25 protein-coding genes are annotated in these 23,152 nt (G+C 71.4%); 7 read left to right on the forward strand and 18 right to left on the reverse strand.

Annotated features, from left to right (window positions below):
- Nucleotides 1-76: 76 nt before the first annotated feature.
- Nucleotides 77-1,558 (forward strand): hypothetical protein, encoded by a 1,482-nt coding sequence (locus tag JJ691_RS34120; protein WP_211763680.1) that lies wholly within the window; start codon nt 77-79, stop codon nt 1,556-1,558.
- Entirely contained in the window at nt 1,555-2,445 is an 891-nt protein-coding gene (locus JJ691_RS34125) for a LysR family transcriptional regulator (protein ID WP_211763681.1), read from the forward strand. The genes JJ691_RS34120 and JJ691_RS34125 overlap by 4 nt, the downstream gene beginning before the upstream one ends.
- Nucleotides 2,446-2,576: 131 nt before the next feature.
- Here the strand turns inward: JJ691_RS34125 and JJ691_RS34130 are convergent, their stop codons facing one another.
- The 6 genes from JJ691_RS34130 to folP form a co-directional block, all read right to left on the reverse strand.
- Nucleotides 2,577-4,064 (reverse strand): leucyl aminopeptidase family protein, encoded by a 1,488-nt coding sequence (locus JJ691_RS34130; protein WP_211763682.1) that lies wholly within the window; start codon nt 4,062-4,064, stop codon nt 2,577-2,579.
- Nucleotides 4,065-4,146: 82 nt separating this feature from the next.
- A complete protein-coding gene (locus JJ691_RS34135; RefSeq protein WP_184861929.1) occupies nt 4,147-4,314 on the reverse strand; it encodes a DUF3117 domain-containing protein in 168 nt (55 codons plus the stop codon).
- A gap of 211 nt (nt 4,315-4,525) precedes the next feature.
- Nucleotides 4,526-5,077 (reverse strand): DNA-3-methyladenine glycosylase I, encoded by a 552-nt coding sequence (locus JJ691_RS34140; RefSeq protein WP_211763683.1) that lies wholly within the window; start codon nt 5,075-5,077, stop codon nt 4,526-4,528.
- On the reverse strand, nt 5,074-5,403 hold the full coding sequence (locus JJ691_RS34145; RefSeq protein ID WP_211763684.1) for a DivIVA domain-containing protein: 330 nt from the start codon (nt 5,401-5,403) through the stop codon (nt 5,074-5,076). The genes JJ691_RS34140 and JJ691_RS34145 overlap by 4 nt, the downstream gene beginning before the upstream one ends.
- Entirely contained in the window at nt 5,400-6,374 is a 975-nt protein-coding gene (locus JJ691_RS34150; RefSeq protein ID WP_211763685.1) for a glucosyl-3-phosphoglycerate synthase, read from the reverse strand. The genes JJ691_RS34145 and JJ691_RS34150 overlap by 4 nt, the downstream gene beginning before the upstream one ends.
- A gap of 1 nt (nt 6,375) precedes the next feature.
- The gene (gene folP, locus JJ691_RS34155) at nt 6,376-7,254 is read right to left on the reverse strand and encodes a dihydropteroate synthase (RefSeq protein WP_211763686.1); all 879 of its coding nucleotides are present in this window, start codon (nt 7,252-7,254) and stop codon (nt 6,376-6,378) included.
- Between the two features lie 391 nt (nt 7,255-7,645).
- Between folP and JJ691_RS34160 the strand changes: the two genes are divergently transcribed.
- Complete coding sequence (locus JJ691_RS34160) at nt 7,646-8,668, forward strand: hypothetical protein (protein WP_211763687.1); 1,023 nt, start codon at nt 7,646-7,648, stop codon at nt 8,666-8,668.
- A 159-nt stretch (nt 8,669-8,827) separates the two neighbouring features.
- A complete protein-coding gene (locus tag JJ691_RS34165) occupies nt 8,828-10,318 on the forward strand; it encodes a CocE/NonD family hydrolase (protein ID WP_211763688.1) in 1,491 nt (496 codons plus the stop codon).
- 48 nt (nt 10,319-10,366) lie between these two features.
- Here the strand turns inward: JJ691_RS34165 and JJ691_RS34170 are convergent, their stop codons facing one another.
- The 4 genes from JJ691_RS34170 to dapE all read right to left on the reverse strand — a co-directional run bounded on the left by JJ691_RS34170 (nt 10,367) and on the right by dapE (nt 14,885).
- On the reverse strand, nt 10,367-11,629 hold the full coding sequence (locus JJ691_RS34170; RefSeq protein WP_249227194.1) for a S53 family peptidase: 1,263 nt from the start codon (nt 11,627-11,629) through the stop codon (nt 10,367-10,369).
- A gap of 93 nt (nt 11,630-11,722) precedes the next feature.
- Nucleotides 11,723-12,949, reverse strand: a complete 1,227-nt coding sequence (locus JJ691_RS34175) for a S53 family peptidase (protein WP_211763689.1) — start codon at nt 12,947-12,949, stop codon at nt 11,723-11,725.
- A gap of 86 nt (nt 12,950-13,035) precedes the next feature.
- On the reverse strand, nt 13,036-13,800 hold the full coding sequence (locus JJ691_RS34180; RefSeq protein ID WP_211763690.1) for a TIGR00730 family Rossman fold protein: 765 nt from the start codon (nt 13,798-13,800) through the stop codon (nt 13,036-13,038).
- On the reverse strand, nt 13,797-14,885 hold the full coding sequence (dapE, locus tag JJ691_RS34185; RefSeq protein ID WP_211763691.1) for a succinyl-diaminopimelate desuccinylase: 1,089 nt from the start codon (nt 14,883-14,885) through the stop codon (nt 13,797-13,799). Before dapE ends, JJ691_RS34180 begins: the two co-directional genes overlap by 4 nt.
- A gap of 23 nt (nt 14,886-14,908) precedes the next feature.
- Between dapE and dapD the strand changes: the two genes are divergently transcribed.
- Nucleotides 14,909-15,826 carry a 2,3,4,5-tetrahydropyridine-2,6-dicarboxylate N-succinyltransferase gene (gene dapD / locus JJ691_RS34190; RefSeq protein WP_211763692.1) on the forward strand — a complete coding sequence of 306 codons (918 nt, stop codon included), beginning with the start codon at nt 14,909-14,911 and terminating at the stop codon, nt 15,824-15,826.
- An 89-nt stretch (nt 15,827-15,915) separates the two neighbouring features.
- On the opposite strand, the gene JJ691_RS34195 is transcribed toward dapD, so the two are convergent.
- Together JJ691_RS34195 and JJ691_RS34200 are read right to left on the reverse strand one after the other, a co-directional pair.
- Entirely contained in the window at nt 15,916-16,881 is a 966-nt protein-coding gene (locus tag JJ691_RS34195; RefSeq protein WP_211763693.1) for an isopenicillin N synthase family dioxygenase, read from the reverse strand.
- The gene (locus JJ691_RS34200; protein WP_211763694.1) at nt 16,878-17,321 is read right to left on the reverse strand and encodes a nucleoside deaminase; all 444 of its coding nucleotides are present in this window, start codon (nt 17,319-17,321) and stop codon (nt 16,878-16,880) included. Before JJ691_RS34200 ends, JJ691_RS34195 begins: the two co-directional genes overlap by 4 nt.
- Nucleotides 17,322-17,400: 79 nt before the next feature.
- Here JJ691_RS34200 and JJ691_RS34205 point away from each other — a divergent pair, with 79 nt between their 5' ends.
- Nucleotides 17,401-18,342: a CHAD domain-containing protein gene (locus JJ691_RS34205; RefSeq protein WP_211763695.1), complete on the forward strand. Its 942-nt coding sequence runs from the start codon at nt 17,401-17,403 to the stop codon at nt 18,340-18,342.
- A gap of 10 nt (nt 18,343-18,352) precedes the next feature.
- On the opposite strand, the gene dapC is transcribed toward JJ691_RS34205, so the two are convergent.
- Together dapC and fdxA are read right to left on the reverse strand one after the other, a co-directional pair.
- Nucleotides 18,353-19,441, reverse strand: a complete 1,089-nt coding sequence (gene dapC / locus JJ691_RS34210) for a succinyldiaminopimelate transaminase (RefSeq protein ID WP_211771878.1) — start codon at nt 19,439-19,441, stop codon at nt 18,353-18,355.
- An 11-nt stretch (nt 19,442-19,452) separates the two neighbouring features.
- Nucleotides 19,453-19,779 carry a ferredoxin gene (gene fdxA, locus JJ691_RS34215; protein WP_211763696.1) on the reverse strand — a complete coding sequence of 109 codons (327 nt, stop codon included), beginning with the start codon at nt 19,777-19,779 and terminating at the stop codon, nt 19,453-19,455.
- A gap of 184 nt (nt 19,780-19,963) precedes the next feature.
- Here fdxA and JJ691_RS34220 point away from each other — a divergent pair, with 184 nt between their 5' ends.
- Nucleotides 19,964-20,665 carry a GNAT family N-acetyltransferase gene (locus JJ691_RS34220; RefSeq protein WP_211763697.1) on the forward strand — a complete coding sequence of 234 codons (702 nt, stop codon included), beginning with the start codon at nt 19,964-19,966 and terminating at the stop codon, nt 20,663-20,665.
- Here the strand turns inward: JJ691_RS34220 and JJ691_RS34225 are convergent.
- From JJ691_RS34225 to mshB, 4 genes are all read right to left on the reverse strand, one after another.
- Entirely contained in the window at nt 20,662-20,823 is a 162-nt protein-coding gene (locus JJ691_RS34225) for a hypothetical protein (RefSeq protein WP_211763698.1), read from the reverse strand. The two genes, JJ691_RS34220 and JJ691_RS34225, sit on opposite strands and share 4 nt — an antisense overlap.
- 229 nt (nt 20,824-21,052) lie before the next feature.
- Nucleotides 21,053-21,667, reverse strand: a complete 615-nt coding sequence (locus JJ691_RS34230; RefSeq protein WP_211763699.1) for a hypothetical protein — start codon at nt 21,665-21,667, stop codon at nt 21,053-21,055.
- Nucleotides 21,660-22,076 carry a hypothetical protein gene (locus JJ691_RS34235; protein WP_211763700.1) on the reverse strand — a complete coding sequence of 139 codons (417 nt, stop codon included), beginning with the start codon at nt 22,074-22,076 and terminating at the stop codon, nt 21,660-21,662. Before JJ691_RS34235 ends, JJ691_RS34230 begins: the two co-directional genes overlap by 8 nt.
- On the reverse strand, nt 22,073-22,939 hold the full coding sequence (gene mshB, locus JJ691_RS34240; RefSeq protein WP_211763701.1) for an N-acetyl-1-D-myo-inositol-2-amino-2-deoxy-alpha-D-glucopyranoside deacetylase: 867 nt from the start codon (nt 22,937-22,939) through the stop codon (nt 22,073-22,075). Before mshB ends, JJ691_RS34235 begins: the two co-directional genes overlap by 4 nt.
- Between the last annotated feature and the right edge of the window lie 213 nt (nt 22,940-23,152).

A 23,152-nucleotide genomic window follows, 5' to 3' on the forward strand; every position in this document is an offset into this window, starting at 1 on the left:
CGGTCACAGCAACCCGAAGGCGCGGCCAACCACCTTTACCCGATAGAGCGACTTTGATCGAGCTATCGGAGGACCGGTGTCACTCACCGTGCACGGGCCTGGGGGCCGTGCCGCGCTCGTGTTGTCGATCGGCGCCCTGCTGGCTGGTGTGGCGGCCTGTTCGACCTCGCATGCGGGCAGCTCGGACGCGATGACCTTCACCCTTGACGGCAAGCAGATCGTCGACGCGGCGCAGCTGGAGGCCGACGGCGAGCGGGAGCTCGCCTACACGGTCAGCTTCGGCTACGTCTCGCCGACCGGCACCGGGCTGCCCCGCTGCTGGTTCGCCCGGATCGGCCTGACCGACCAGGTGGACAGCCGGCTGTGGTGCGGACCGGTGCAGGTGCCGAGCACCTCGCCGACCAACGCCTGGGTGCCGATCCCGCTGAAGAAGACCGGCGAGAACGGCAGCCAGGTGCAGCTGGAGGTGCAGCCCCCGGACGTGCCGCTGCCGGGCAACCGCAGCACGCCGGTCGGCGACAAGCTGCTGCGGGCCGACGGCTCCGGCATGGATCCCAAGGCAGTGGTCAACCGGACCGCCAGCGCCAACTTCGTCGCCGTGCTGGCCGACACCGAGCACAAGTCGAACGCCGACCTGGGCCTGACCGACCCGGTGTCGCTGCGCATGCACGACGACCTGCTCGCGGTGAACGCCACCGGCTACGGCCGCCCGACCAGCTTCCCGCTCGGCGACGGCGCGACCCTCGTGCCGGACAAGGGCGTGCAGCTGCGGGTGCTGCGCCTGCACGTGGAGCGGCCGGGCAAGACCGACCCGGCGTTCGCCGCCCAGCAGTGGGCGGGTTGGCCGCCGCAGCCGTCCACACTGTCGTTGCAGGTGGAGGGCCGGCGAACGGTGCTGTCGGCCGACCGGCTGCCCGACTCCGGCGACGTGTTCCTGATCTACTCCGTGCCGGACAAGCCGGCCCCGGCCGAGTCGCTGATCCTGTCCAGCGTCGGCGGCAGCTCGCTGGACCAGCAGCGGGAGGTGCCGGGCGGCAAGCCCATGACCCAGATCCCGGACGCGCTGCTCACGCCCGGCGGTGTCAGCAAGGTGCCGGCGAGCGCGAGCCAGCCGATCACCGTCAACACGGTCAAGCCCTACGGCGGGGTGGCCGCCGGCGAGCACCGCGCGCAGGTGACCGTGACCGGCGTGCGGCTGGGCCGGCAGCGGCCGATCAAGCTCGACAGCGGCAACTACCAGCTGGTCACCGACGTGACGGCTGGCAAGGCGCTGCTGGAGGTGGCGATCAAGGCCGACGGCCAGCTGCCGGCGATCATGGGCGGGACCGTCACCAAGGACTCGTTCGCACTGACTCTGCCGGACGGCAGCAAAGCGAAGCTGGTTGGTGTCCGCTACGACGGCGACCTGCTGCCGGCCGCGCTGGTGTTCGAGGTGCCGGCCGACGTGAAGTCGGTGAAGATCGGGGTGAGCACCGGTTCCGTGCAGGTCTCCGCCCTCGGCCGGGTGGACCTGACCGCCGCCGGCGCGCCGGTCGACCTGCCCCTGGACTTCGGATGACGCACGAGCAACTGGCCGCGGGCCTGGCCCCCAGGCTGGCCCTGCTGCGGGCGTTGGCCGTCGAGCAGCACGTCACCCGGGCCGCCGACCGGCTGGGCGTGCCGCAGCCGACGGTCAGCCGCTGGCTGGCCTCGCTCAGCGCCGAGCTGGGCACGCCGGTGATCGTCCGCAACGGCCGCGGCGTGCGGCTGACCAAGGCCGGGCAGATCCTGGCCGAGGCCGCCGAGCAGGCGTTGACCGTGCTGGAGGCCGGCTGTCGGCGGGCCATCGGCGAGGCCGACCCGGAGCGTGGCCAGGTCGTGCTGGCATTCCTGCACACGATGGGCGGCGTGCGGGTGCCAGAGCTGCTGCGGGCCTTCCGGGCCCAGCATCCCGAGGTGCGATTCGCCCTGGAGCAGGCCGCCCACGAGGAGATGCTGGCCCGGGTCCGGGCCGGTGACGTCGACCTGGCCCTGACCGCGCCGCTGCCCGCCGACCAGCCCGATCTGGTGTGCCTGCCGCTCTACGAGCAGCCGCTGCAGCTGACCGTGCCGACCGGCCATCCGCTGGCCGGCCGGCGGCGGGTGCGGCTGGCCGAGCTGGCCGGCGAGCAGTTCGTCGGCATGAAGGCCGGCTACGGGCTGCGCCGCATCACCGACGCGATGTGCGAGCGGGCCGGCTTCCTGCCGGTGCTGGCCTTCGAGGGCGAGGAGGTCGACACCGTGCGCGGCCTCGTCGCCGCCGGCCTCGGCCTCGCGCTGCTGCCGCAGTCGGACACCGCGCTGAACGGCGTCGTCGAACTGGCGCTGACCCCGCCCGCCAGCCGCACCATCGGCTTGGTCTGGCTGGCGGGCGTGCCCCTGCCGCCGGCGGCGGAGATGTTCCGGGGATTCGTCGCCAACCAGTGAGCGCCGCTCAGCCGGTCAGTGCGAGGTCGCGCCGGTGCCTGGACCGCGGGCTCAGGTCGATCGATGCCCGCGCGGAGCGCGCAGATCAGACATTGTCCATCGATCGACCTGAGACAAGGGAAGGCACCGGCTTAGATGGCGACCTCGCCCCGCGCGGAACGCGCGGCAAAGGCACTGTTCTGAGCGAACCTGACCAGGGTGCGCGCGGCGAAGCCGCTGGCTCCCGGGACGACCTCGTCGTAGGTGGCCTCGGAGCGGGCCGGGCCGGCGATGTCGAGGTGGGCCCACGGCAGGTTGCCGCTGAACTCCCGCAGGAACAGCGCCGCGGCGATGGCGCCGGGGCCGCCCGGGGCCTGCTTGACGTCGGCGATCTCGCTGCGCACGGAGTCGGCGTGGTCGGCCAGCAGCGGCATCCGCCAGTGCGCCTCGCCGACCTGCTCGCCGGCGGTGATCAGCTGCGCGGCGAGCTCGTCGGTGGTGGCGAACAGGCCGCCGGTCCGCAGCCCGAGGGAGATCTTCATGGCCCCGGTGAGGGTGGCCACGTCGACCAGCACGTCCGGGGAGTGCTTGCGCACGGCCCAGGTCATGGCGTCGGCCAGCACCATCCGGCCCTCGGCGTCGGTGTTGGCGACCTCGGTGGTCTTGCCGCCGTAGTGCCGCACCACGTCGCCCGGCCGGTACGCGGAGCCGGACACGTGGTTCTCGGCGCACGGCACGAGACCGGTGACCCGAAGGGGCAGCTTCAGCGCGGCCACCGCCAGCAGGGCGGCGATCACCGCGGCGCCGCCGGCCATGTCGGTGCGCATCAGGTGCATGCCGTCGGCCGGCTTGACCGAGATGCCGCCGGTGTCGAACGTGATGCCCTTGCCCACGAACACGATGTGCGGCGCCTTCGAGGAACCGCGTGGACGCCACGTCAACTCCAGGAAGCGCGGCGGCCTCGACGAACCGCCGCCGACGGCGAGCACGCCGCCGAAGCCCTGCTCGGCCAGCCACGCCTCGTCCCGCACCTCGGCGGTCAGGCCGGTGACGCCGGCGGCCAGCCGCGCGGCGGTGCCGGCGAGCCAGGCCGGATCCTTCACATTTGACGGAGTGTTGGCCAGGTCCCGGGTCAGGGCGGTGGCGGCGGCCAGCGTCACGGACTCCGCGACGGCATCGGCGACCTCATCGACGACAACCTGGGCAGATGTGACCAGCAGCACGGACTTCGTGCGCGCGGCCGGCGTGTCGCCGGTGACCTTGAACTTGTAGCCGCCCAGGGCCAGGCCCAGCGCGAACGCCGCGGCCTGCTCGGCGGTCACGTCCTCGGGCAGCAGCACCTGGTACTTGCCGACCTCGTGTTCGTCGGCCGCCCGCACCAACGCGGCCCCGGCGGACCGCCAGTCCTTCACCGTGCCCGCGCCGACGCCGGCGATCCAGTCACGGCCGATCCGCCGCACCTCACCGGTCTTTCCGGTGGGCTCGAAGCCGGTCAGCGCGGCGTCGTCCAGACGGTCGCGCCCCGGCCCGTAGGCGGGGCCGTCGGCGACGATCACCACGGCGGGCAGGCCGCGGCGCGGGGTCGGGGCGACCTCGATCGCGGGCAGCGGGGTGGGCACGGCGGGCGCCGTCGAGCGCACTTCAAACCTCCAGCAGGGAAACGAATTCTGCCCCGGCTCCACGTGGGAAACCGGGGCTGGGGGAACACGCGAAGCGGGAGCGTCAGTTCACGACGCCCTTGAGGGCATCGCCCAGTTCGCTCGCCTCCTCCGCCGACATCTCGACGACGAGGCGCCCACCACCTTCGAGGGGCACCCGCATCACGATGCCTCGCCCCTCCTTGGTGACCTCAAGGGGACCGTCGCCGGTCCTGGGCTTCATGGCCGCCATAGCGTGCTCCCTCCGTCTGTCCAGCTCGGCCCGACCGCCTCCCAGCCTGTCGGGTCCCCTACATTCTCCCCCATCCGCGATCAGGCGTGAAACCGAACCGATCTTTTCGGTCGCACGCCACTGCCACCATCTTGGCAAGTCAGCGGCCCTGCCGCCGAGGCGGCACGCCGGACGGGCGCGGGTCAGTCCCACGGCGGTCCGCTGTGGACGGTCAGCGGCGGGCCCGCCAGCAGCTGGCCAGGTGGTCGTCGACCATGCCGGTCGCCTGCATCAGCGCATAGCACGTGGTGGGGCCGACGAAGACGAAGCCACGCTTGCGCAACGCTTTGGCCATCGCCGTTGACTCCGGCGTGATCGCCGGGACGTCGGCGACGGTGCGCGGGCGACGGCGGCGGCCGGCCGGCGCGAAGGACCACAGCAGCTCGTCCAGCGGCTGGTCCAGACCTAGCACGGTGCCGGCGTTGCGGACGGCCGCATCGATCTTCTGGCGGTTGCGCACGATGCCGGTGTCGGCCATCAGCCGCTCGATGTCTGACTCGTCGAAGGCGGCGACCTTCTTGGGGTCGAAATGCTCGAAGGCGGCCCGGAAGGCCTCCCGCTTGCGCAGGATGGTCAGCCAGGACAGGCCGGACTGGAAGCCCTCCAGGGTCATCCGCTCGAACATCTCCGGCACGCCGCGCAGTTCGACGCCCCACTCCTCGTCGTGGTAGCGCTGGTAGTCCTCTGTGGAGTCACCCCACGGGCAGCGGACCCGCTCGGTCACCGGGTGCTCTCCTCCACCGCGCTGTCCGCCATGGCCGCCTGCTGCTCCTCCAGCTCGGCCACCCGGGCCCGCAGCTCGGTCACCTCGCGGCCCAGCCGGTCCAGCGCCCAGTCGACCTCGGACATCTTGTAGCCGCGGAACACCTGCTGGAACCGCAGGTCCTGGACGTCCTGCTCGGTGACCGCGTCGGCGGGCAGCCGCGTCGGCGACGCGCCCGGCGGCAGCGGGCCCAGCTCCTCGCCGCGGCCGAAGACCAGCGACGCGGCCAGGAACACCACGCCGGCCACCACGGCCATCACGACGAGGTAGATCAGTACGGTGGTCACGGCATCGATCGTGGCACGTCCGGGGCCACCCGTGCACGGGGGTCGTCCGTAACCCGCGAACCAGGCCCGCGCACCGTGCGCATCGGCGGCCGATCGGCGGTCGACACGGTGCTCGGATCGGGCAGCCATTCGCCGTCCACCTGCACGAACTGGGTCAGCACGGTGGCCGCGCCGACGTCCGTGCCACAGCGGGCCAGTGCCGTGCCGAGTATCTGGCTGGCCATCACGCCCAACTGCAGCAGCGACCGGTTGCGGTGCTTGCGCACGCCCAGATTCACTTGGGCCAGGCCATCCAGCCCATATGAGGCATACGTGTCGATCAGCAGCCCGATCTCCACGCCGTAGCCGGCGGCGAACGGCACCGACTCGAGGAGTTCGCGGGTGGCCGCGTACTCGCCGCCCAGCGGCTGCACGACCCCGGACAGCTCCGGCCGCAGCGCCGCCAGCACCGGGCGGGCCAGCAGCTCGGTGACCCGGCCGCCGCCGCTGCTCTCCAACCGCAGCGGCCGCCGGTAGAAACCCTTGACCAGCTGCACACCCGGCGCCGTCAGCAGCGGGCCGAGCAGCGCCGGCACGAATCCGGGGTCCGGGTCGACCAGGTCCGAGTCGAGGAAGACGACCAGGTCGCCGGTGGTGGCGGCGAGCGAGCGCCAGAGGACTTCTCCCTTGCCCGGCAACGGTTCCAGCTCGGGCAGCACGTCGGTGCGGCGCACCACCCGGGCGCCGGCGGCCCGCGCCCGTTCGATGGTCGCGTCGGTGGATCCGGAGTCGACCACCACCAGTTCGTCCACCAGCGAGCCGAGCAGCGGCCGAACGGCGGCGACCACCGCGCCGACCGACTCCTCCTCATTCAGCGCCGGCAGCACCACGCTGACGGTGCGATCCCCCTTGGCGCGCACCAGTTCCGGCGCCGTCCACGCGGGCTCCTGCCAGGTGCGTTCGCGAAACCACCGCTCGGTGTCGGGTAACACGTCAGGCCAGCGCCCGCAGGACAGCCGACGGCGGCCGGGTGCCGGCGATGCTGGCCACCATCTCCAGCACCCGCCGGGTCTGCCGGACCTGGTGCGCGCGGAACACCCGCGCGCCGCCCCAGGCCGCCACGGCGGTGGCCGCGAGCGTGCCGTCGACCCGCTCGTCCAGCTCGACGCCCAGGGTCTCGCCGACGAAGTCCTTGTTGGACAACGCCATCAGCACCGGCCAGCCGGTGCCGACGAGCTCGTCCACCCGGCGCAGCAGCTCCAAACCGTGCCAGGTGTTCTTGCCGAAGTCGTGGGTCGGGTCGATGAGCACACCTTCGGCCGGCACGCCCAGCTCCACCATGCGCTCGGCCGCCTCGGCCAGTTCGGCCGCCACGGCGGCGACCACGTCCTCATAGCGCGGGCGGAACGGGTCGGTGCGGGGCGGCAGCCCGCCGGTGTGCGAGCAGACGATGCCGACCCGGTGTTCGGCGGCGACCTCGGCCAACTTCGGGTCCGCGCCGGCCCAGGTGTCGTTGATGAGGTCCGCGCCCTCGCGGCAGGCGTGGTCCGCGACCTCGTGCCGCCAGGTGTCCACGCTGATCACGACGTCCGGGTAGCGCTCACGGACAGCGCCGACGAACGGCACCACACGGCGGGCTTCCTCGGCGACGTCCACGGTCTCGCCCTGGGAGCCGGCCCGCACCCCGCCGATGTCGATGATGTCGGCGCCGTCGGCCACCGCCGCGTCCACCGCGGCCATGGCGGCCGACTCGGTGAAGGTGGCGCCGCGGTCGTAGAACGAGTCGCGGGTCCGGTTGACGATGGCCATCACCAGCGCGCGGCCCGCGCCGGCCGGCCTCGTCCCGAATAGCAACGGTCGCACAACGGTCATGGTGCCACGCCGCGCCCGATCCACCTGTTTGGAGTAATGTCCGTCACTGTTGCCGGGACAAACAACCACTCCGGCGAACAGCGATCCTCCTGTATGCCACAGGCATCCAAGACAGGTCAAATCGCGACGGGACGATCATTGTCCGACCTTGTCCCCCGGCCGGGTATTCCAGCCAAGGCCCTCACCCGCGCTTTTACCCATTCGGCCTAGCGAATCGCCACCAGCGGGTGATACCGATTACCGCATTTTGGTCCACCCGAACGAGGGCACACGGGCTGACCTGGGCGATTTCGGGGCTAGCCTCGGTCCGGCCGAGGCGATCCACGAGCGGAAGGGGGCGCACTTCCGCTCGCCGCCCCGGCGCACAACACAAGATCACAAAGGAGAGACCGTGGCCAAGAAGGCTCTTGTCGTGGCGGTGACCGCGACCGGAATGCTGGTCATCGGGGCACCGGCATTCGCGGCGGCAGCACCGGCGGACAACCCCCTTTTCCAGCAGCCACTCGTTTCCAACGTGAATGTCCTCAGCCAGAACGTGGTGCCGACCGGCAACATCAATGGCGGCAACGGCAACAATGCCGGCCAGGGCAATGTCGGCGGCAACGGCAACAACATCGGCGACAACAACAACGGCGGCAACGGCAACAGCAACGGCGGCGCGGGCAACACCGTCGGCGGGGGCAACGCCGGCGGTGTGCACAACGGCCTGGCCAAGCTGGCCCAGGCGGCTTCGGTCCCCTTCTCAGACTTCCTCGGCGGCGACGCGGTGCCGTCTGCGGGCCCCGGCAACACCAACGTCGGCGGCGGCAACAACTCCGGCACCGAGAACACCGGCGGCAACGGCAACAACATCGGTTCCGCGAACAACGGCGGCAACGGGAACAGCAACGGCGGTTCCGGCAACACCGTCGGCAGCGGCAACGCGGGCGGTGTCGGCGGCGGCTACGCCGCGCCAGAGGCGATCAATCTACCGGAAGGCGGATTCGCGGAGCGCAGCCTGACCGGCGGCCCGGGCAACAACAACAGCGGCTCCGGAAACAACGCCGGCAGCGGCAATGTCGGCGGCAACGGCAACAACATCGGCGACAACAACAACGGCGGGAACGGCAACAGCAACGGCGGCAACGGGAACACCGTCGGCGGCGGCAACTCCGGCGGCATCGGCAACCACCGCCAGCATCGGGTGAGCGTGCCCCCGATGATCTCGCCGGCCCGTTCGCTGACCGGAGTGGCGCACCACTGGCCGCTGCCGGGCAACAACAACGGCGGTTCCGGCAACAATGCCGGCCAGGGCAACATCGGCGGCAACGGCAACAACATCGGGAACAACAACAACGGCGGCAACGGGAACAGCAACGGCGGTTCCGGGAACACCGTGGGCGGCGGCAACTCCGGCGGCGTCGGCAACCACTGACGCAGCCCGAAACGGCGGTGTCACCCCTTCGCGGGAGCGACACCGCCGTTCAGCCGTGACGCGTGTCACAGCTCATTGCTACTCCACAGTAGGTCCAAGTTTACTCCTGAGTAGCTATGTCGTGACCGAGGTCACTCTGGAGGGCAAGTGCGCAGGTCAATGACGACTCTGCTGACTGTCGTGGCGTTAGCCATGGGGCTGGCGGCGACCGCCGCCGCCGCGCCGACGGCCGGCTTCAGCACCAGCTATCAGGCGATCCCCGGCGACGGCGGCACGACGCTGCACGCGTTCGTGATCCGCCCGACCGGCCGCGGCGACGGGCCGTTCCCGCTCGTGGTGCTGCCGAGCAGCTGGGGCCTGAACGACATCGAGTATGTGGGCGCGGCCGCGAGGCTCGCCTACCAGTCGGGGTACGTGGTGGTCAGCTACACCGCCCGCGGCTTCTGGGACTCCGGCGGCCAGATCGAGGTGGCCGGTCCCCAGGACGTGGCCGACGCCAGCAAGGTGATCGACTGGGCGCTGGCCAACACCGATGCCGACCCGTCCCGCATCGGCATGGCGGGCATCTCCTACGGCGCGGGCATCAGCCTGCTCGCGGCCGCCGCCGACCCGCGGATCCGGGCGGTGGCCTCGCTGAGCGGCTGGACCGACCTGGCCGCCTCGCTCTACCCGAACCAGACCGTCAGCAGCGAGGGCGTCGACCTGTTGCTGGCCGCCGGTCACCTGACCGGCCGTCCCGGCCCGGATCTCCAGCAGGCCGAGAAGGACTACCTGGCCGGCAACTTCGCCGACGTGCTGCCGATCGCGCCGGTGCGCTCGGCCGCCACCAAGATCGACGCCATCAACCAGCACAGCACCGCGGTGCTGATGGCCAACGCCTGGGAGGACTCGCTGTTCCCGCCCAGCCAGCTGGTCGACTTCTACGGCAAACTGACCGGTCCGAAACGGCTGATGCTCACGCCCGGCGACCACGCCACGCCGGAGCTGTTCGGCGCGGCCGGGCTGCCCAACGAGGTCTGGGACGCCGCCGACCGCTGGTTCGACCACTACCTGCTGGGCGTGGACAACGGCATCGACCGGGAGCAACCGGTGCAGGTGAAGCCGGCCAACGGCGGCGGCTGGCAGGGCTCAACCGGATTCCCCACCCAGCAGCAGACGATTCCGTTGGGCAGCACCAGGTTCGGCGCCGGCCTGGACACGATCGCCGACAGTGGCACGGTGCTCGTGAGTGGCGCTCTGCAGGGCTACCTGGGCATTCCGACCGGCGTCTCGATCCCGCTGGTGTCCCGGGCGCTGGCCGGGGTCTGGTCCGGATCCACTGCGGCACAAGGCTTTGAAGTGGACGGAGCCCCGCACGCCAAACTGACCGTCACGCCCAGCGCGGCCGACACGACGCTGTTCGCGTACCTCTACGACGTGGGGCCGATCGGCCTCGGGTCGCTGATCACGCACAAGCCGTACTCGCTGCTGGGTGCGGCCCCGGGTGTGGCCAGGAACATCGACCTCGGATTGGAGCCCATCGCCTGGAATGTGCCGGCGGGGCACCATCTCGCGCTGGTTGTCGACACTGTCGACCCGCGCTACGGGTCGTCGAGCAAGATCGGCAGCAACGTCACGCTGTCCGGCACGCTGACCGTTCCGGTCACCTGATCCGGGAGGCGGGGGCCCCGGCGCGGGAGCCCCCGCCTTCTGGCACTGCTACCTGAGCGCCTTCACCAGCGCCGGCACGAACTTCGAGGCGTCGAGCGTGCCCCAGCCGGACACGATGTCGAAGCCCTTCGCCGCGGCGAAGCCGGCAACGCTGCCGTAGGTGTTGTCACCGCTGGTCACGTCGACGATCCCGGACTTGTCGGCTTTGGGCCCGAGCTTGCCGTACAGCGCCGGGTTGATCTGGCCCAGCCGGCTGCCCTTGGCCTGCACGGCCAGCGCCAGCACACCGGCGAACAGCGGCGAGGACTCGGAGGTGCCGGAGATGCCCTCCATGGTGATGTCCGGGAACGAGCGGAACTTGCTGCCCGTGATGCCCTTCACCGAGTTCTGCCAGCTCGGCCGGGCGTAGGTCTTGGACAGGCCGCCGCCCGAGGGCCGCCACAGCACGTCCGGCGCGGTGCGGTTTCCGTTGGCGTCCAAGGAGAGCACGGTGCCGCCGAGCGCGGTCACGTTCGGGTCCGAGGCCGGCCAGCTGGCCGTCCGGTACGGAAAGGTGCCCGGGCCGGTCAGCACCGGGTCGGTGGCGCCGTAGTCGCCGGAGGACGCGACCAGCGTGACGCCGGCTCGGCTGGCCCGCTCGAACGCCGGATCCAGGCTCTTGACCGAGTCCAGCGTCGGGAAGGTGTCCTCGGCCGTGCCGAAGCTCATCGAGATGACGTCGGCGATCTGGTGCTTGGTCATGTAGTCGACCGCGGCCATCATCTCCGGCAGGCCGGTGAAGCCCTGGGTCTCGGCCACCGGCGTGGCCGCGATGACGATGTGCGCGGCCGGCGCCATGGTGTGGATCATCTCCACGTCCAGGTCGGTCTCGCCGCCCCAGGACTGGCAGGTCGAGGTGTCCACGCCGGGGTCGGTGCAGCCCGGCACCGGGCCGGACGGCGCGATCACCGAGATGTCGGCCGGCGGCAGTCCGTTGCGCTGGTCGTAGGCGTCGATCACGGCCTTCACGTCGGCGTCGCCGTAGGACACCAGGGTGGCCACGGTGGAACCCGCGCCGGTCAGGCCCTGGTTCCACAGCGCCGGCGTGTTGTACGCCTTGGCCAGCCGTGGCAACGAGGCGGTGGCCGCCTCCAGGCGCTGCACCTTCTGCTCCACCGTCGTCGCGCCGACGAACGAGGCCGCCGCCGCGCTGAACACGTGGTGCGCCTGCTGGGCCGCCTTCGGCTGCGGGCTCGCCGCCGCCGGCGCCGCCGCCAGCGCGGTCGCGGCTAACGCCGCCCCCACCACCACCGCCATGGATCTACCGCTCATTTTCACTCCCAGTCACCATTTTTAACGGCGGAAAGGACCATTCCTGACGTTGAACGTCAGGAATGGTCCTTTCACAACATTTTGTGGTTACGTTCAGCGCAGGGCCGTCACGAGGGACGGGACGAACTTGGCGGCGTCGATGGTGCCCCAGCCGGACACGATGTCGAAGCCCTTGCCCGCGGCGAAGCCGGTGACCCCGTTGTAGCTGTTGTTGCCGGAGGTCACGTCCACGATGCCGGCCAGCTTGCCGGTGTAGAGCGCGGTGTTGACCTGCCCGAGCCGGCCGCCCTTGGTCTGCGCGGCCAGCGCCAGCACACCGGCGAACAGCGGCGAGGACTCGGAGGTGCCGCTGGTGCCTTCCATGGTGATGTCGGGGAAGGACCGCTTGGTGCTGTTGGTGATCTTCGAGACGCTGTCCTGCCAGCTGGGCCGGTTGTACACGCTGGACAGGCCGCCGCCGGAGTCCGGCCACAGCGTGGTGTTCGGCTTGCCGCTCACCGAGTTCGTGCCGCCGACGGCGGTCACGTTCGGGTCGGCCGCCGGCCAGCTGGCGGTGCGCTTGTTCCAGTAGCCGCCGGACTTGGTGTGGTTGGTGGCGCCGGAGTCACCGGAGGAGGCGGTCAGCGTGACGCCGGCGGCGCTCGCCCGCTGGAAGGCCGGGTCCAGGCCGGTGACCTGGCTCGGCGAGTCGAAGTTGTCCTCGGCGGTGCCGAAGCTCATGGAGATGATGTCGGCCGACTTGTTGGTGGTCATGTAGTCGACCGCCTGCATCATCTCCGGCAGGCCGGTGATGCCCTCGGTCTCGGCCACCGGCGTCGCGGCGATGACGATCTTCGCGCCCGGCGCCAGGGTGTGGATCATCTCCACGTCCAGGTCGGTCTCGCCGCCCCAGCTCTGGCAGGTCGCGGTGTCCACACCCGCGTCGTGGCAGCCGGGCACGTGCCCGACCGGCTCCAGGATCTGCACATCGGCCTTGGGCAGGCCGTTGCGCTGGTCGTAGGAGTCGATGACCGACTGGATGTCCTTGTCACCGAAGGAGACCAGCGTCGCCACGGTAATGCCCGTACCGTTGGTTCCCTTGTCCCACAACGGTTTCACGTCGTAGGCGGCGGCCAGCCGGGGCAGCGCGGCCAGCGCCGTCTCCAGCCGCTGCACCTTCTGCTGCACGGTGTCGGCGCCGACGAACGACGCCGCCGCCGGGCTGAAGGTGTGATGGCCCGGCGCGGGCGCCGCGAGGGCGGGCGCGGCGGCGACGCCGCTGAGCGCCAGCGCGACCCCGGCCGCCAGCACGCCCGCGGACCTGACCGATCGTCGACTCATGACTTCCTCCTGAGCAGCAGCCGGAGCGACCCCCGACCCATTCAAGGGGGTGCCCCACGCCGACCGTCAGGTCCGAAAGTCGGGAATCAGTGCACCTGCTCCCACGCCCGATAGGCGTCCTGGACCACCCGGACGGCGTCGTCGATGTCGTCCGTCAGATGTAGCAGGTGCATGTCCTTGGCCCCGATCTTGCCCCCGCCTTCCACCGAATCGTGTAGCCAGTCGTAGAGGCCCTGCCAGTAGGACCGTCCGAACAGGACGACCGGGAACTTGGTGACCTTCTTGGTCTGTACCAGGGTCAACGCCTCGAACAACTCGTCGAGTGTGCCGAAACCGCCGGGCAGGCAGATGAAGGCCTGGGCGTACTTGATGAACATGGTCTTGCGGGCGAAGAAGTAGCGGAAGTTCACGCCGAGGTCGACCCACGGGTTCAGGCCCTGCTCGAACGGCAGCTCGATGCCCAGCCCGACCGAGTAGCCACCGGCCTCGGACGCGCCGCGGTTGACCGCCTCCATCGCGCCCGGCCCGCCGCCGGTGATCACCGCGAAGCCGGCCTCGGCCAGCGCGCCACCCAGCTTGCGGCCGATCTCGTACTCGGGGTGGTCCGGCTTGGTGCGGGCCGAGCCGAACACGGTGACCGCCTTGGGCAGCTCGGCCAGCGCGCCGAAGCCCTCCACGAACTCGGCCTGGATGCGCATGACCCGCCACGGGTCGGTGTGCACCCAGTCGGACGGGCCGCGGGCGTCCAGCAGGCGCTGGTCGGTGGTGGTGGACTCACTGGAGCGGTCCCGGCGCAGCGTCACGGGGCCGCGCTGCCGCTCCTTCGGCGGCTGCTCCTGGTTCTCGTTCATCGGGAAACCCTACTCAGGAAGGTCCGCAGCACCTGCGTGCAGTGCGTGATCTGTGCCGCCGCCACATTTTCCTGCTGGGTGTGGGCCAGCGTCGGGTCGCCAGGACCGAAGTTCACGGCCGGAATGCCCAGCGCCGCGAAGCGTGCCACATCGGTCCAGCCCAGCTTGGCCACCGGCGTGCCGCCGGCCGCATCGACCAGCTCACGGGCCGTCAGCGCGGACAACCCGGGCAGCGCCCCCTCGGCGGTGTCGACCAGCGTCAGCTCGTAGCCCTCGAAAAGCACCCGAAGGTGGTCCAGCGCCTGCTCGGCCGTTCGGTCCGGGGCGAACCGGTGGTTGATCGTCAGCACGCACTCGTCCGGCACCACGTTGCCGGCCACGCCGCCGCTGATCTTCACCGCCTGCAGGCCCTCGCGGTAGTGGCAGCCGTCGATCTCCACCTGCCGCGGCTCGTACTGGTCGAGCCGGTGCAGCGCGCCGGCCATCGCGTGGATGGCGTTCTCCCCCATCCAGGCCCGGGCCGTGTGGGCCCGGATTCCCTTGGTGCGCAACTCGATCCGCAGCGTGCCCTGGCAGCCGGCCTCGATCACGCCGTTGGACGGCTCGCCCACGATCGCCAGGTCCGCCCGAAGCCACTCCGGCAGTTCCCGCTCGATGCGGCCCAACCCGTTGCGGGCCGCCTCGATCTCCTCGCAGTCGTAGAAGACGAAGGTCAGGTCGTGCACCGGCTCGGCGATGGTGGCGGCCAGATGCAGGAAGACCGCGTCGCCGCCCTTCATGTCCACCGTGCCGCAGCCGTGCAGCACCAGGTCGTCACCGGAACCGGTGCGGCGCAGCGGCAGGTTGTCGTTGATCGGCACGGTGTCGAGGTGACCGGCCAGCACCACCCGGGACGGACGGCCCAGGTTCGTTCGTGCCAGCACCGTGTTCCCGGACACCACCAGCTCCAGGTGCGGGGCCTGCTTCGCCAGCGCCGCGTGCACGGCCGCGGCCAGCGCTTCCTCGTCTCCGGAGACACTCGGCACGTCCACCAGCGCGGCGGTCAGCTCGACGGGATCGGCGGTCAGGTCCAGGGTGGTCGTCACCTCCGGCACGTTACCGTTGTGCCGTGACAACCAGCGCTTACGGCACCGGCCTCGCCACCATCGCCGCCGACGGAACCGTCCTGGACACCTGGTACCCGTCGCCGACCCTCGGCTCCCCCGCCGCAGAGAAGCCCGACTTCGCCGACCTGCTCGGCGAGGACAAGGCCCGCGGCGTCACGGTCGTCCAGGTCGAGACGGTGATCGAGGACCTGTTCGCCGCGCCGGTCGACACCCACGACGTGTACCTGCGGCTGCACCTGCTCTCGCACCGGCTGGTCCTGCCGCACGGCCTCTGCCTGGACGGCATCTTCGGCAAGCTGGCCAACGTGGTGTGGACCAACTTCGGTCCGTGCGCGGTGGCCGACTTCGAGACCACCCGCCTGCGGCTGCGGGCCCGCGGCCCGGTCACCGTGTACGGCGTGGACAAGTTCCCGCGCATGGTCGACTACGTGCTGCCGGCCGGCGTCCGCATCGCCGACGCCGACCGGGTCCGGCTCGGGGCCCACCTGGCCGCCGGCACCACCGTCATGCACGAGGGCTTCGTCAACTTCAACGCCGGCACCCTGGGCACCTCCATGGTCGAGGGCCGCATCTCGGCCGGTGTGGTCGTCGGCGACGGCTCCGACGTCGGCGGCGGCTCGTCGATCATGGGCACGCTGTCCGGCGGCGGCAAGGAGGTCATCAGCCTCGGCGAGCGCTGCCTGATCGGGGCCAACGCCGGCATCGGCATCGCCCTCGGCGACGACTGCGTGGTGGAAGCCGGTCTGTACGTCACCGCCGGCACCAAGGTCACCCTGCCCGACGGCGCCGTGGTCAAGGCCCTGGAGCTGTCCGGCCAGTCGGGCATGCTGTTCATCCGCAACTCGGCCACCGGCGTCGTCGAGGTCCGCCAGCGCAAGGGCCAGGGCATCGAACTCAACGCCGCCCTGCACGCCAACTGATCGCTGTCAACTGCCGGTCGTTTGGAAAGGACCATTCCTCACGTTGAGTGCGAGGAATGGTCCTTTCACAACGTAAAGGGGTCCCTCGATCAGGGGACTGTGATTGCCGCCAGCTTTTCCTTGAGGTAGGCGCCCCAGTTGGTGGGCGGGTAGCTGCGCTTGCCGATGGGCGGGGCCATGGACTCGACCACGGCGTCGTGGTTGGCCTCGTAGAAGAACACCAGCGACACCAGGTCCTCGGCCGGCGCCTCGGGCGACGGGGGCAGCACGCGGTGCCGGGTGGAGCGCCAGCGGTCGCCGGTCCAGCGGGCCATCAGGTCGCCGATGTTGACGGTGAAGGCGGCCGGGTCGTACGGCGCGTCCACCCACTCCCCGTCCAGGGTGTAGACCTGCAGCCCGCCCAGCCCCGGCTCCCGGTCCAGCACGGTGACGGTGCCGAAGTCGGTGTGCGGGCCGATCCGGAACTGTCCGTCGGCGGCCGGCCCGACCCGGGTCAGCGGCGGATACCAGTTGATGTTGAAGCCGTAGGTGGGCTCGCTCAGGAACGGCTCGAAGTGGTCGACGTCCAGGCCCAGCGCCACCGCGCACAGGGCCATCAGCTCGTCGGACAGGGCGTGCATCTCGTCCAGGTACTCGCCGACGACGTCGCGCATCCGCGGCAGCTCGGCGTCCGGCCACACGTTGGGCGCGAACCACTCGGCGTCGACAGCGGGATCGCCGGTCGGGGCGTCGTTGGCCGCGGTGAAGGACTCCTTCAGATCCGGCGGCGTCGGCGTGCCCTCGGCGTAGCCGTTGGCCTCGGCTCCGGGCGGCAGCCAGCCGCGGCCGCCGACGGCGGTGGCGTAGCGCTGTTTGACGTCCTCGGGCAGCGCGAAGAACTCCCGCGCCACCGACCGGGTGTTGTCGCGCAGCTCGGTGCTCACCTCGTGCCCGGTGACGAGCAGGAAGCCGGCGGTCTGCAACGCCTCGTCGACGCGGGCGGCCACCTCAGCGCGGTCCCGGTCATCGCCGTGGAACCACGGCTGGAGGTCGATGCTGGGCACTGCTTGGCTCACGGCGTCTCCCCAATGTCCTCGAACCAGAGGTGCGGCTCGGCCGCGATGAACTCGGTCATCATGGTGACGCATTCGGCGTCGTCCACCACCGTCACGGCCACGCCGTGCTCGGCCAGCCAGTCGTGGCCGCCGTGGAACGTCCGCGCCTCGCCGATCACCACGCGGCCGATGTTGAACTGGCGCACCAGGCCGCTGCAGTACCAGCATGGCGACAGGGTGGTCACCATGATCGTGTCACGGTAGGTGGCGCGCCGGCCGGCGTTGCGGAAGGCGGCCGTCTCGGCGTGCATCGACGGATCGCCGTCCTGCACCCGGCGGTTGTGGCCGCTGCCCAGCAGCGTGCCGTCGACGTGGAACAGCGCGGCCCCGATCGGGATGCCGCCCTCGGCGCGGCCCGCGCGCGCCTCCCGTATCGCCGCTTCGAGCAGCTCAGCGTCCATGGGTCCACTCTGGCCGGTGGCCGATCTCGGCGTCCCTTCGGGGGAGCCATTCATTCGTTCTTCACCTACCATTCACCCGATGAGCCCCCCGACCATCGCCGCAGCTCGCCGGCCGGTGACGCCGGAGCGGCTGGGCCTGGCGCCGCGCCCGGTCACCGCGACCGCGAAGGACCCGGTGGCCCGCCACGTCCGCGCCGCCCTGCACGCCCAGGCGCTGGCCATGCTGCACTACGAGCCCGGCACCCGCACCGGTGAGGATCCCGAGGACCTGCACCAGATGCGGGTCGCGGTGCGGCGGCTGCGAGCCGTTCTCAAATCCGCGCCCGGAAGTGTGCCCGACTGTGAGCGGCTGCGGGCCGAGCTGGGCTGGCTCGGCGGCGCGCTCGGTCCGGTGCGGGATCTCGACGTGCTCATCGACCGTCTGCGGGCCGAGTCCGAGGACTTCCCCGACGACGAGCGGGCCGTCGCCGCCACCCTGCTCGACGGCCTCGTCGCCGAACGCCTCAGCGCCCGCGAGCGCCTCACGTCGGCGCTGAACAGCCCCCGCTACCGGACCTTGCTGGGGCACCTCGCCCAGGCCGCCAACTCCGAAGTGGACCCCGACGCCCCGCAGCCCGAGCTGCTGGACCTGGTCCGCGCCCCCTATCGGAAGCTGCGCCGGTCCGTCCAGGCGCTGCCGGCCGATCCCCCCGACGAGCAGCTGCACCGCCTGCGCATCCTCGGCAAGCGTTTGCGGTACGCCGCCGAGCTGGTCCGGCCGATCGCCGGCAAGCAGCTGCGGGACCTGGTCCGGGCGACCAAGGAGCTCCAGGAGGTGCTGGGCGAGCACCAGGACGCCTGCGTCGCCGAGCAGGAGGTGCGCCGCCTGGTCGCCGCCCAGGGCGACGTCGTCGACTGGGACCTGGTCTTCGTCGCCGGCCGCCTGGTGGAGCGGGAACACGTCCGCCGCGTCACCACCCGCGACCAGTGGCACGAAGCGTGGCTGGCCGTGTCCCGCGACGCCGAGGCCGCCCTGCGCTAGAACCCTGCGCTCAGCCGGCCAGGCGAGCGGCGGCGGCGGCGATGCGTTCGTCGGTGGCCGTCAGGGCGATGCGGACGTGCCGGTTGCCGGACGGGCCGTAGAAGGTGCCGGGGGCGACCAGGATGCCCAGCGACGCCAGCCAGCCCGCGGTGTCCCAGGCGTCCTCGTCCCGGGTGGCCCACAGGTACAGGCCGGCCTCGGAGTGGTCGATGCGGAAGCCAGCGCCGAGCAGCGCCTCCCGCAGGACCTTGCGCCGGGCCTCGTAGCGGGCCCGCTGGTCGACGACGTGCTGGTCGTCGCGCAGGGCGGCGGTCATCGCCGACTGCACGGGCCGCGGCACGATCATGCCGGCGTGCTTGCGGATCTCCAGCAGCCGCTTGACCAGCGCCGGGTCGCCGGTGACAAATCCGGCCCGGTAGCCGGCCAGACTGGACGACTTGGACAGCGAGTGCACGGCCAGCAGGCCCTCGGCGCTGCCGCCGCTGACCCGCGGGTCCAGGATCGACACCGCGTCAGAATCCCAGGTCAGGGAGAGGTAGCACTCGTCGGAGGCCACCACCACGCCCCGTTCCCGGGCCCAGTCCACGACCTTGCGCAGGTGCTCGATGGGCAGCACCCGCCCGGTCGGGTTGGACGGGGAGTTGAGCCACAACAGGGCCGGCGTGCGCGGACCGAGAGCGGTCAGGCCCTCCACCCGCGCCACCTCGGCGCCGGCGAGCAGGGCCCCGACCTCGTAGGTCGGGTACGCCAGCTCGGGAATCGCCACCAGGTCCCCAGCGCGCACGCCGAGCAGCGTGGGCAGCCAGGCCACCATCTCCTTGGACCCGATCGTCGGCAGCACGGCCGCCGGGTCGAGCCCGGTGACCCCGAACCGCCGGGCCATCACCTCGACGGCGGCCTGGCGCAGCTCGGGGGTGCCATGGGTGGTCGGGTAGCCGGGCTGGTCGGAGACGGCCGCGAGGGCGTCACGGATCAGCTCGGGCACCGGGTCGACCGGGGTGCCGACGGACAGGTCGACCACACCGTCGGGGTGCGACCGCGCCGTGGCGGTGTGGTCGGCCAGCGAGTCCCAGGGAAAGTCCGGCAGCGCCGGCCCCATTGTGGATCCGGTCACTCGTGCGAGGCCTGCACGGGCAGCGCCTTCACGAACGCCGGGTCGTTGCTGGTCTTGCCGATCTTCGCCGCGCCGCCGGGCGAGCCCAGCTCGTCGAAGAAGTCCACGTTGGCCTTGGTGTAGTCCTTCCACTGGTCGGGGACGTCGTCCTCGTAGTAGATGGCCTCCACCGGGCACACCGGCTCGCAGGCACCGCAGTCGACGCACTCGTCGGGGTGGATGTAGAGCATCCGGTCGCCCTCGTAGATGCAGTCGACGGGGCACTCCTCGATGCACGCCTTGTCGAGCAAATCGACGCAGGGCTCGGCGATCACATAGGTCACTGCGTTCTCCTGCTTCCGTCCTCGTTCATCCGCCGCGAGACACCGTCAGGGGTCCGCGCGCACCGGCTCAGTATCCCCCGGCTGGCCGGTGACGTTCGCACCTGGGCACCCCAACGGCAACGGTACGTCCCGAAAGCCGGGAAAAATGGTGGATCGGCCATGTGGCCCCGGGCACAGTCACCCCATGGACACCATTGCCGAACTGGAGTTGCTGTGCGCCGACGCGTGGCCGGCGCTGGTCGACGAGCGCCTCGGGCAGTGGCGTCTGCGCGCCGCCGGCGGCTTCACCGGGCGGGCCAACACCGCCCTGACCATTGGCGATCCCGGAATGCCCGTGTCGGACGCCCTCGCCGCCACGGCCGCCTTCGCGGCGCGGCGCGGCATCGAGCCCAAGGCTCACGTCATCCAAGGGTCCGAGACCGAACGGCGTATCGAGGCCGCGGGGTGGCAGCCGGCCACGGACCATCCGGCGGGCTCGGTGTCTCAGGTGATGACCGGTCCGCTGCCGGTCGGGGGGCCGGTGGGCGAGATCCTGGACAAGCCGTCGCGGCAGTGGTGGGAGTTCAGCGTCGGGGAGCCCACGGCGGCGCAGAAGCACGTTCTGGGCACGGGACCGCGGCTCGGTTTCGGGTACGTCGAGGACACCGCGGTCGTCCGGGGCTGCGTTGTCGACACGACCCTGCACATCGCACGGCTGTCCGTCGCCCCGGCCGCACGGCGTCAGGGCGTGGCGAGGCGGCTGCTGGCCGCCCTGGGCACGTGGGCCCGTGAGTGCGGCGCGGACCGGTCGGTGTTGCAGGTGGAGATCAACAACACCGCCGCGATCCGGCTGTACGAGGGCCTCGGCTTCACCGAGCACCACCGCTACGGCTACTGGAAGCCCTAGCGCGGCTTCTTCTTGTCCGTGTGGCGAAGGTCACCGACGATCCGGAACTGAGGGCCCTTGGTGCTCGGCTTGGTCTCGCCGTCCTTGCCGTCGACCAGGGCCTTGATGGCGTCGACCGGGTCGTTGGAGTGCCGGTCGTCCTTGCGCTGCACGCTCACTGCTGCACCTCGCTAGCGCTCGGTGTCCGCGTTCGCGGACGCTCTGCGTTGAATGATTCGCTCGCAAGCTCGCTCATGCGCCGCACCTCACCAGCGCTCGCTGTCCGCGTTCGCGGACGCTCTGCGTTGAATGATTCGCTCGCAAGCTCGCTCATGCGCCGCACCTCACCAGCGCTCGCTGTCCGCGTTCGCGGACGCTCTGCGTTGAATGGCTCGCTCGCAAGCTCGCTCACGACTGCCTCCCCCGCGGATCCCAGCGGACCGCGCTCTGCTCCCGAATCCACCGCCGCGCCCGCGACCGCAGGCGCCACAGTCCCAGCCTGCCACCAATGAGGGGGCGGGCGCGTCCGTCGATGGTCGCCAAGAGGTCACCGAGCCGCTGGATGGTGACGGCCAGGGCCCGCACGGTCACCCGGCCGTGGCGGCGGGTGGCCTCGGCCAGCTCGGCCAGCAGCCAGGCGGTCTGCCCGTCCTCGTCGCCGCCGACCGAGGCGGCATTGACGTCACGGTCGTAGAGCACCGCCGCCAACACCCGCACCCGCAACTCCAGCGTGTCGGCCTCGGCGCACACCACCAGCGCCTCGGCGGCGAGGCCGAGGGCACGACGGTCGACGCCGGTCGACGCGACCAGCAGCGGCACGAGGGCGGCGACGCGGTGGCTGAGCTCGTCGGGCAGCGAGCCCAGCCGGGCGAGGTACTTGGGGTCGACGCCGTCGATGTTGGCCACGGCCCCGATGGCCCGGCCGTGCAGCCGGAACGGGTCCGGCTCGGTCAGGACGGCGAGCAGCTGCGTCGCGGCGCGGGCGAACGGGCGCAGCGCGGCGACGACCTCGGGGTCATCCACTGCCGACCGGCTGTTGGGCCAGCGCGCCCCGGGCGGCCCGACCGAGCGCGTTGCCGAGGACGACGGCCGACGGCAGCGCGCCCGCGGCCAGCAGCGCCAGGATCCGCCAGTCGGGATAGACGAGGAACTCACCGCCCGGACCGCCGACGGTCAGCCACAGCGTGACGCCCAACCAGGCGAAGCCCGGCAGACCGCCGATCCAGGTCACCGGCCGCAGCCGGGCGGCCGCCCGCACCAGCAGCGGCGTGGTCAGCGCGGCGACCAGGATAGTGATCGGGAACGGGAAGCCGCCCAGGTCCGGCAGCACCGTGCCGTCGAACCGGGCCGGCAGGAACACGAGGTCGACGACCGCGAGCAGGATCGCGTCGAGCACCAGCACGACAAGGACCGCCCAGTCGCCGGGCCTCATCGCGAGCGTTCCACGTCGTTCAGGCCGCCGAACAGGTCGGTCTCGGCCCCCTCGGCCGGCCCCGAGGCGAGCACGAAACACTCGGTGCCGAGCACCGGCTGGGCGATGCCGTTGGACAGCGCGTAACAGGCCGCGCCCTCGTCGTTCTGCCACACGCCGACCTGGGTGGCGTGGGCGCGCAGCGCGCTCAGCCGGGCCGGCACGTGGTCCTCGACCGACACCCGGGTGGTGATGACGTCGTCGTCCACCACGGCCAGCTCGCCCGGCTCGGGCATCCGCCACGGCACGCCGTCGACGCCGCGCAGCTTGGCCACCCCCTCGGCCACGGCGTCGCGGGAGGACACCGTGTGGAACACGCGCAGCACCTCCGGCACCGCGGCCGCCGCCGCCACGGTGATCTCGTGCGCGCGGATGTGGTCGGGGTGGCCGTAGCCGCCGAAGCTGTCGTAACCCACCACGACCTGGGGCTTCACCTGGCGCAGCACCTCGGCCAGCTGCTCGGTCTGCTCGGTGACATCGCCGGCGGCGAAGGCCCGCGGGTGCTTGTTGGCCGGGGCGCCGGCCATGCCCGAGTCCCGCCAGCGCCCGATGCCGCCCAGGAAACGGTGGTCGTTGACCCGCAGCGCGGCGCACGCGGAGCGCAGCTCGCCGACCCGGTAGCCGCCGAGCTGGTCGGCCGCCTCGGCCCGCAGCTCGTTCAGGCTGGCCGGGATGATCTCGCCCTCCTCGCCGAGCGTGCAGGTGACGACGGTGACATGCACGCCGAGAGAGGCGTAGTGGGCGATGGTTCCCCCGGTGCACAGACTCTCGTCGTCGGGGTGCGCGTGCACCAGCGCGAGCCGGGGAGGGGCGGTCAGGGTCACCGGCCAAGCGTAGTTGCCCGACCCGACACCGACCGGTGGCGGGGAGGCCGAGACCGCGTCCGGGGACTGGGGAATCAGCGAACGCGGCCTCGTTTCCCCCCTTGCGTCGACGGGCTCGGGCGCACCGAGTTCCCCCCTGCCGCGAGGCCGGCAGCGACTCGGTACACCCCGTCGTCGACGGATCACAGCTAACCAAGGGGGCGTGACGTCTCC

Source organism: Kutzneria sp. CA-103260 (assembly GCF_018263855.1).
Taxonomy (GTDB): Bacteria; Actinomycetota; Actinomycetes; order Mycobacteriales; family Pseudonocardiaceae; genus Kutzneria.